The 8,397-nt window shown below is 45.4% G+C and carries 13 protein-coding genes; all 13 read right to left on the reverse strand.

Annotated features, from left to right (window positions below):
• Positions 1-6 precede the first annotated feature (6 nt).
• A complete protein-coding gene (locus QZ147_RS07010; RefSeq protein WP_295148648.1) occupies positions 7-387 on the reverse strand; it encodes a hypothetical protein in 381 nt (126 codons plus the stop codon).
• Positions 374-1,771 (reverse strand): DUF4055 domain-containing protein, encoded by a 1,398-nt coding sequence (locus tag QZ147_RS07015; protein WP_295148650.1) that lies wholly within the window; start codon positions 1,769-1,771, stop codon positions 374-376. The genes QZ147_RS07010 and QZ147_RS07015 overlap by 14 nt, the downstream gene beginning before the upstream one ends.
• 29 nt (positions 1,772-1,800) lie before the next feature.
• Positions 1,801-3,060: a phage terminase large subunit gene (locus QZ147_RS07020; RefSeq protein WP_295148652.1), complete on the reverse strand. Its 1,260-nt coding sequence runs from the start codon at positions 3,058-3,060 to the stop codon at positions 1,801-1,803.
• Positions 3,053-3,580: a hypothetical protein gene (locus QZ147_RS07025; protein WP_295148654.1), complete on the reverse strand. Its 528-nt coding sequence runs from the start codon at positions 3,578-3,580 to the stop codon at positions 3,053-3,055. Before QZ147_RS07025 ends, QZ147_RS07020 begins: the two co-directional genes overlap by 8 nt.
• A 9-nt stretch (positions 3,581-3,589) precedes the next feature.
• The gene (locus QZ147_RS07030; protein ID WP_295148656.1) at positions 3,590-3,988 is read right to left on the reverse strand and encodes a hypothetical protein; all 399 of its coding nucleotides are present in this window, start codon (positions 3,986-3,988) and stop codon (positions 3,590-3,592) included.
• The gene (locus QZ147_RS07035) at positions 3,989-4,357 is read right to left on the reverse strand and encodes a DUF1064 domain-containing protein (RefSeq protein ID WP_295148659.1); all 369 of its coding nucleotides are present in this window, start codon (positions 4,355-4,357) and stop codon (positions 3,989-3,991) included.
• A complete protein-coding gene (locus QZ147_RS07040; protein ID WP_295148662.1) occupies positions 4,341-4,604 on the reverse strand; it encodes a hypothetical protein in 264 nt (87 codons plus the stop codon). The genes QZ147_RS07035 and QZ147_RS07040 overlap by 17 nt, the downstream gene beginning before the upstream one ends.
• On the reverse strand, positions 4,601-5,269 hold the full coding sequence (locus QZ147_RS07045) for a site-specific DNA-methyltransferase (protein ID WP_295148664.1): 669 nt from the start codon (positions 5,267-5,269) through the stop codon (positions 4,601-4,603). Before QZ147_RS07045 ends, QZ147_RS07040 begins: the two co-directional genes overlap by 4 nt.
• Positions 5,269-5,451 (reverse strand): hypothetical protein, encoded by a 183-nt coding sequence (locus tag QZ147_RS07050; RefSeq protein ID WP_295148666.1) that lies wholly within the window; start codon positions 5,449-5,451, stop codon positions 5,269-5,271. The genes QZ147_RS07045 and QZ147_RS07050 overlap by 1 nt, the downstream gene beginning before the upstream one ends.
• A 1-nt stretch (position 5,452) precedes the next feature.
• Entirely contained in the window at positions 5,453-6,079 is a 627-nt protein-coding gene (locus QZ147_RS07055; RefSeq protein WP_295148668.1) for a DUF6475 domain-containing protein, read from the reverse strand.
• A complete protein-coding gene (locus QZ147_RS07060; protein WP_295148670.1) occupies positions 6,076-6,975 on the reverse strand; it encodes a hypothetical protein in 900 nt (299 codons plus the stop codon). Before QZ147_RS07060 ends, QZ147_RS07055 begins: the two co-directional genes overlap by 4 nt.
• A 12-nt stretch (positions 6,976-6,987) precedes the next feature.
• Complete coding sequence (locus tag QZ147_RS07065; protein ID WP_295148672.1) at positions 6,988-7,296, reverse strand: hypothetical protein; 309 nt, start codon at positions 7,294-7,296, stop codon at positions 6,988-6,990.
• Position 7,297: 1 nt separating this feature from the next.
• On the reverse strand, positions 7,298-8,397 hold a 1,100-nt coding region (gene dcm / locus QZ147_RS07070; protein WP_295148675.1), incomplete at its 5' end, for a DNA (cytosine-5-)-methyltransferase.

The raw sequence follows: 8,397 nt of genomic DNA on the forward strand, positions 1-8,397 counted from the left end.
GTTTAATCAACTTATAGCCGAGCTTGAAGTCGCGCCCTCTAATTGCGCGCTATCTACTAGCCGCTCGATGCTGCTCTCTGGCAATACGCTAGAAAACAAATTAAACCCCGCTAGCTCGTTGTAGTCTAGTAGATGGTCTTGCTCGTTTTGCGCTAGCGTTAAAAAATCTTTACGCAGATCGGGCGTTTTTAGGCTTTGTTTTAGATCGCTTATCGTTTGGGCTAAATTATTCGTTATATTTTTCTTTTTTAAAATTTGAGCCTGCAAATCCGCAATCATCTCATCGTAAAATTTAGCTACCTTTTTACTTAGCCCGTTTTTTATCCGCTCGTGCAAAAGAGAGCGCGCGACTTCAAGCTCGGCTATAAGTTGATTAAACGGCTTCATCGCTCGGCGTCACCTGCGGTGCGGCTTGTTCTAGTTTGGCTTGATAGTCCTCATAGCTTTGTATAGTCTTAGGCATTAGCTCGCCTTTTAGCAGTGCGTCGTAAAGCACTTCGTTTGGAATATCCCCGCTTTGAATGCCGGCTATGATTTGTGCTAGTAGCTGCGGTTCAATCATTGCTAGGTTATAGTCGGTATTTATCTCATAAATCAAATTCTCGCTCGCGATATTCTCAAAAAAGGCAACATCTTTTAAAAATGAGGCCATACCCTCGCTAATCGTAGATGCGACATTGGTTAATACCGCATTTTCGCCGCTTTTTCGCATTTGCAGCGTTTCGGTAGCCTCCGCCGTCTTTTTTTCGTCTAGCAAAAGCCGCGCGCCCAAAATCGACATCCTTTTTTCTTTTACCGCAATACGGTTTTCAAGCGTAGATAGCCCCGCGCCGCTAAATTCTAAAAAGCCGACCTTTGCGCTCGGATCGTTTATTACCCAAACGGCGGTAGAGCCTATTTTTAGTTTTTCGCTGCTCTCGCCTTGATAGCCCGTGACGTAAGGCGTCGGTAGCGCCGTAAAGTGCGTGCCGTGCTCCAAATCTACTTCGCTTCTAAAATGACTAATATTGACTTTAGCCAAATCAAGCAAAGGCGGTTTTTCTACCGCTGTTTTTAAATCGTTCACGTTAAAAAACGTAAACGGCAAATACTCAAGTTTGCGCTCGTTTGCGCTCGGGTAAATTTCGCTAACTACTTCAAAATTCCCCGCCTTGGTTTCGCTAAATACCCTTTGACGATAGTAGCCCTCGTGTAAATCAAGCACTCGGTAGCGCGTTTTTATCTTATCTACAAACTCGTCCTGCGTCGGCTCGGCGTAGGTTTCTGCGAGCACCACGAGCGACGTAACGTTTGAGCCGTTTATTTTAGTGGTTTTCCAGTTGATAATGTTTTCGGCTTTATAAAGCGTGGCGTAGGCTCTTAAATTTAGCCTTTCGGCTTCAAGCTTGGAATAATCCGCCTTTTCAACGCTCGGCAGATCCACAAGCACACCGCAACGCCCGACGCTTAGGCACTCGTCGGCGATATTTTTGGCAAGAGCTTCTAACGTGTCGTCGTCCAAGCTGATATTTTCGCCGATCGTCTTTAACGCTTCGGGCAACTCTACTTTGGGCGGCTTGGCAAACAGTAGCCCAGTTAGCGCAACCTGCGTTCTAGCCGTCGCGTTGTAAAACTCCGCGCGTCCCACGTAGGCGCTGTATTCGTCCTCTTCTTGATCGCTTAATTTAGGCACGTATTTTTCTTTTGCCACCTCGCCCGCTAGCGCATCGCGCATTAGCTGCCATTTGATTAAATTCTTAGAATATTCGGGATGTTTTGCATTTACCGCCATAAGAAGCCTTTTTTCTTTGCATTCTACTACTAAATGCCGACTACCTTGATTTGGTAATCTCGCGCAGCTATCGGGTATTTATACGCGATTAGATACCCAAGCGCGTCGTTGTAGTCATCGTTTGCAGGGTGAGCGTCGCTTTTTTCGGGCAACTGCGTCTTATTATCCCACGCTTGCTGTTCAAGCGCCTTTGTCAAATTTGGGCATTTTGAGACATTGACGAGCAAGCGGCGTTTGTCAAATAAGTTATTTACGCAGTTTACGCGGTCTTTTATGATAGGGTTTGAGTGATTTACGAATACCAAATGCCCCGCACCTCTTAAAATTTGCGCGTCCGTTTCGCTCGCGCTAGTTTTTCTATTCTGCCCGCTAGCGTCAGGGTAAATGATGATTTTATGCCCTTTGTAGCGATCGCGTAAAGTTTGAGCCATAGCGTATGTATCGTAACTAATAACCTCATCTACTGCGTGCGTAGTAATATTGCCTTTTTTGTCCGCTCGCTCTACGCAGACTACGTTTATGCAGCCGCCTACGTTAAAATCCGCGCCTATGTGTAGTGTTTCGCCCTCTTTGATAGTTTCCGTGCTTGCGTGTGTATCGCGGCTAAAATAGCTATACACGGTGCCGCTAGTGAGGTTTACGAATTCGCCCTCTAAATACGCTTTTAGTAAATTCTCGGGGTATTGTTCTTTCAGCGTGTCGATGAAATCGGGCGGCAGGTATTTATTGTCGGCGGTCTTTGCTTTTATTAGCCGTTTAGTATCACCGCCTTTTTCTATGAAAATTTGATACGTGGCGCGGAAACCCTCGGGCGTGGTTGTGATGATAAACTGCCTGGTGTTACCGGCTCTTAAACGCCCTAGTAGTTTCTCGTAGGCTTTTAACGCGATCTCGGTCTTTGACGTATCAAACTCGTCGCAGATGATCCAGGCGGCGTTTATGCCGATTAGTCGCTCCCAGTTTTCCATACTACGGCACAAAATAGGCGTTTTGGCACCGTTTACGTCCAGGGTGAATATCGCGCTTGATTTGTTAAATTTATACGGCACGCGCCATTCGACGAGCGCGTTTTCAAGATCGCCGAATAGTATATCGCGCAAGAGCGGATACGTTGGCTCCGTTATCACGCCGGCGCAACCAGGGTTTAAAAACGCTAGCTGCAAGGCTTTTCTAACCGCGGCGTATGTTTTTCCCGCGCCGTAACCGCTGACTAGGCCTATGATTTTCGTGCCCGTATCAGCTAGTAGCTCATATTGGTGCGGTAGTAGTTTAACTTCTAAATTACTCATCTTTGCTTATCACGATTTGTTGAATTTGTGCTTCTTGGCTTACGTTTGCGTTGTTTATCGTAGTATTTGAAAAGCGGGGATTAACGCCAAGCGTTAGGCTAGCTTTATCTATCGCGTCTTGTAGTGCCTTATAGTCGTTTGCGTTTAATTCCACCGGCTCGAAATTTTGCACTCCGTCGCCGACGCCCACTTTTTCGTATTTGGTGTTTTTGTCTAGCATTTCAGTAATTTTTGCTAGGTTTTTTTGCGTGGCGTTTTCGATCAACCGCCTATTATAAAATTCGTCTCTCGCAGCGTTCGCGATCGCGTTCGTTTGTTCGGGCGGTAATGTTTCTCTTGCCGACAGCAACGCTACTTGGGCGTTCACTAAGTGTTCGTTTTTGGCTTCCACCCCTTTTGTAATTTTATTAACCGTGCTAGTGGATAAATCGTATTTTTTAGCCAACTCTCTTTGCGAAAATTTGCCCGTCAAGTGGTCGGCTATTATTAATTTCCTTACCTGCTCTGATAGCTTCGCCACCCGCTCCCCTTAAAATTTAAACTCTAGTTGTTCTTTTTTAACCCTACGCGGGCGTTTAGTTTTACTTTTCGCCTTTTCTCGCTTTGTCTTGCCAGTCTTATCGTATGACCTCTCAAATACGCTATACGCCTCGATGTTTGAGAAGTCGTCGCGGCTAAAGATAACGTCCGTTTTAGGGATTGTAGCCAATACGGCTTCTTTATATGGTTTCATCGGATCGGCCTTAAAATCCGCACGCACGCCCTCTAACGCATCAAGATATTCAGGCTTATACCTGGCAAATTCTAAGTCTTTATACGCCCGCTTCGGCTCTATGCCGATCTTTAGCGATATTACGCACGCCATAAGACGGAAGTCGTCATTAAAAAACTCCGATAACGCATAAAATTTATCGACGTCGTATTTCAATCAGCTCTCCACGAATACGGCATCTATTTCGCCGCCCGCTATCTTTTTTCTTAGCATTTTCGCTTTTAGTTTATATTCGGGCGTTTTGTAGCCCTTAACGTCCTCGATATAAAATTGCTCGCCCATAAAATACGTAAAGTCCGCTATGTATGCGATCTCTTTTATCGTTTCAAAGCCTTGCTTGGTCTTTTTGCTAGGGATTTTAAAGCTCTCTTGCAGGATAAATTTAACCTGCCTTTTCAGCTCACTTACTTCGCCCGCCCTTTGCTTAAGCTCCAAGATCGCCCCGCGCACGGCTTCTTTTTTGCTGTCGTATTGAATACCGCCGCGCTCGACTTTTCTATTTTTGTATTTAGAGAGTGTTCTCATATTCCGCCCAATTATCATCGGCTAACCCCTCGTATTTTTCTATGCTCTCGCGCTTGTGATCGTGACACCATTTATGGCACGCTCTACATACAGCTATTTGTTTGCGGTCGTCTTTGTCTGCTCCGTAGCAACCGTATCTCACGTGATGCGCATCGTCGCTCGGGGCTTTACCGCATATTTGGCAAACTGGATATTCGTATGCTAGGAATTGCCTAAATTTGAGATTTTCGGCTTTGGATAGTTTCAAAACAGCCCCTTTACGGCTTCTCTTAGCCTTTTCTCGGCCATCTCGCAGTATTTACTCTCTATCTCGCAGCCGATGAAGTTTCTATTTAGCTCTTTGCACGCCGCCGCGGTCGTACCGCTACCCATAAAAGGGTCAAATATTAAATCACCCTCGCCTGACGCCGTCAAAACTAGCTTTTTGATTATCTCTAGCGGTTTTTCGCTTGGGTGTCCGTATTTGCTTTTTGACGCGTTGTGAGTGAAAAGCTTTGATCTGCCTCTTATCTTGACGCCTTTTGCTCTTATGTAGATAATATTTTCAATATCGCTTTTAAAAGTATTGTTTATAAAAGGTGCTGCGTTAGGCTTGTGCCAAAATAACTCAGCTACGTTATGCCCTTTTTCATAAGCCCAGCTCATTATCTCAGGCTTTTGTTTGGTAGAGCAAAAGATGAATATATTTGTTTTTTTACAAATTCGTTCAAGCTCATTTAGTGTTGTTTTTACATCAAAGCCATCAGCTATCTTTGCCAAATCGCCCTTTTCATAGACTGGGCTCTTACCTAGCCCTCCGCCTTTCGTGTAGATGATATAAGGCGGATCAGTAACTACTAAATCAACGCACGCATCAGGCATATTTTTCATAAAATCTAAGCAATCAATGTTATAAATTTTATTTAGTTCCATCAAAATAGCTCCCTTGTCTCCTCATCCTTGTGCTTCTCATTCCACTTTCTCATTATTTCAAGTACTCCGCTTGCGTCCTTACGGCTTACTTCAAAGCTATCAAGTATCTTTTTGTTTTCGTCCGCTACCTTTGCGATTATGCTAGCTCCGCTTTCGGTTATTGTTATATATACGGCTTTCATCTCACACCCCAATCCTTTTTACCGCGCCCGTTACCATCGCCTTAACGGGCGATTTTTGCCCCGTTAAGGCTTTAAATTTAGCCGCGCCCATAAATTTGCCGTCGTTGGCCCCGCCAATAAAATATACCGGCTCGTTTCCGCCTACTCCGTTAAAGCCGTTAATCGCCTCGCTCTCGCCGATTAGATAATCGGGACAAATTTGCGGGGTTTTCGCGTAAGTTTTGTAAAGCTTGGCAAAGTCCCACTTTTTAAAGTTCTCCCAATCTTGCCCTTCTAGGTTGCAAACCTTTACCCAGCCGCCCCTAGCGCGCACTACCGACATTATCGCGCCGTCTTTAAAGCATACGCTGCGATAAGGTCCGTAGCGTCCTATCGCGTAAACCAGCTCGTCTAACGCCTTTTGCGCTTTGGCGCTCTCGTCCCCGTTAAGCGCTTCTAAAATTTCCGCCGACGTAGGCATCGTAGGATATTTTCGCGTTTGCCTGACTAGTTTTAGCGCCGCGGCTAATTCGCGCGCCTCGTAGCCCATTAAGTCCTCAAAATAAAGCGCGATCGCGGCTTTGCTTAAATTTCCTCCGTAATACTCTACTGTCGGCATAAATACGCCGTAAAATTCTTGCATCGTCATTGAAAATCTCCTACCAAGTCGCTTTGCCCGTTTTCTCTCATTTCCCTAGCTAACTCCCTAAACGCCGCCATCGTGCTTAGCGTGCCTTGTTTTAGCCCGTGCGGATTATCGTCGCTTACGCCTTGCGCGCCGCTGGCCGCCTTTACGCCGTAGCCTGGCTTAGGTTTAAAGACGCCTTGCCATTCGTTAGCCATCGCCTCTTTGATGCAGGCGTTTACGTCTATGCCCTCGGCGTCCCATTTAGCCCACTCGCTAAATTTCATCTCGATACCCTTTTGCGTCAATTTCTCCCTGCGCTCTTTCTTGTAGGCTAGATAGCTTTGCCAAAGTTTCGGATCGAGAAAGGACGGCAAGCGAAAAATCTCGTCGTCTCGTTTGACGGTCTCGCGCACGGGGGTTTGAATTTGCGTTTGAACTTGTGTTTGAATTGTGTTTGAATTGCTGTTTGTATTATTAATACCTATATGATTTCGCTGTTTTGCTGATTGGATTTCGCCGTTTGGCTGATTGGAATTAGATTTTTGGCTTATTCCATCTGAACTTCTTGCTGATTGGATTTCGCCGTTTGGCTGCTTAACGTATAAAGCTAAAAGATATTCAAAATCGTCGCCTATACTATACCACTTCGTGCGGTTAAATTTCGTATCGTTAAAATTATCCGATATTAAAATTCCCTCGTTTTCAGCCCAAATAAGCATTTTTTGAATTTTATTCGCACTCCAATATGGCATCATTCTAGTAAACGCTTCGGCGGTGTTATAGGTCCAGTATTTGCCGTTATAAAAATTCGAGCCCGCCGCTTTATTATAAGCCACCCAGTGGGCTATCGCGCCTATTAGTACGGCTTTTTCTACGCCGTATTTTTCGGCTAGCCCTACGTCAAAACTATGCGTCATTTTTTTCCTTTCTTAAAATTTAATAGATATTTTTCTCGCGATAATCGCCTCGGATTTCGCGGTTTGAAGTTCTATGTAGCCCAATTCTTTAAGTTTTTCTAAAATCCGCCCTACCCGTTCCTTCTCTTCGCCTAGCGCCCCCGCTACGATATCATCGCCTAGGTAGCAGCTCCCCGTTTTAGATTTCGCGCAAAGCGCCACCAGGTACGCCAGCGTTCTAAATTCATTCTTTATGCGCTCGTCGGTTATCCAAGCCACGGGGATTTTTACGCATTTTTCGCGGCTATGGCGATTTGCCCGTGCGCTTGTTTTTGCTATCATTTCACGCTCCTAACCTAAAATATTTATTTTTCGCGAGCTTTATCCGCTCTAAAATCATTTTTACGACGTTTACGCTCATCGCGTTGCCTGCTTGCTTGTAGGTTTGCGTATCGCTCACTATGATTTTGAAACTCTCAGGGAATCCTTGCAGTCGCAAACACTCGCGCGGAGTTAGCTTGCGTATGCGCTCACTCTTTAGTAGATTGTTTTGCTCAAAGCTATTTGAGCTAATCGTAGGGCAAACCTCAAACTCGCCGCCTTTATTAAAACCTCGTGCGCGTTGTAAAATTTTCGGCTCTTGATTACCGCCTTGCGCCGTATGTATAGTAGGAGCTACCCCGTCGGTAGTATAAACGCGTTTTAGTATGTCGTTGCCTTTTATGTCGAGCTTGCCGACTACTTTTATGAAGTTGTCCGTGCGACGACTTCCTGCGGTAGTCATTATGCAATTTCCTGCATCGCTTAAAGACTTTGGGGCAAAGCTGCCCTGAAAGTTGTTTTCTTTTTTCTTAAGGCACGCGATCATCTTATCGCTCAAAAAGTATTTTTCATCTACTTCGCGATCTAGCATATCGCCCAAATTTAGTTTTAGCGGTATTTTCGGAGCATAAGAAAAAGCGTGATATTCGTCGGCGTTCAAAAATCCCAAGATATACAATCGCTCTCTATTTTGTGGTATGCCGTAGTCTTTGGTGTTTAAAACTTCGGCGTGGCAGTAGTAGCCTAGCCCACGTAAAGCGCCCAAAAACCTCTGATAGCTTTTGCCGCCGTTGATTGACAAAAAGCCCTTGACGTTTTCATAGACAAAAACGCTAGGGCGAGCTTCGCTAACGACGCGGTAAAATTGCCATATCAAGTTGCCTCTCTCGCCGTTCTCGCCTGCGCGCTGCCCTGCGATTGAAAAGTCTTGACAAGGACTGCCGCCTACCAAAATATCTATTTGTCCGGCGTAAGCTCTAGCGTCAAGCTCCGTAACGTCGCGGTAAAATTTCGTCTCGTCTATCTCGTGATTGTCCAGGTAGCTTTGACGTGCGAATTTGTCTATCTCGCAGGCAAATATCGTCTCTACCTCGCTAAATACTCCGCGAGCGGCAAACTCGG

It is taken from the genome of uncultured Campylobacter sp. (assembly GCF_905371695.1).
GTDB lineage: Bacteria > Campylobacterota > Campylobacteria > Campylobacterales > Campylobacteraceae > Campylobacter_A.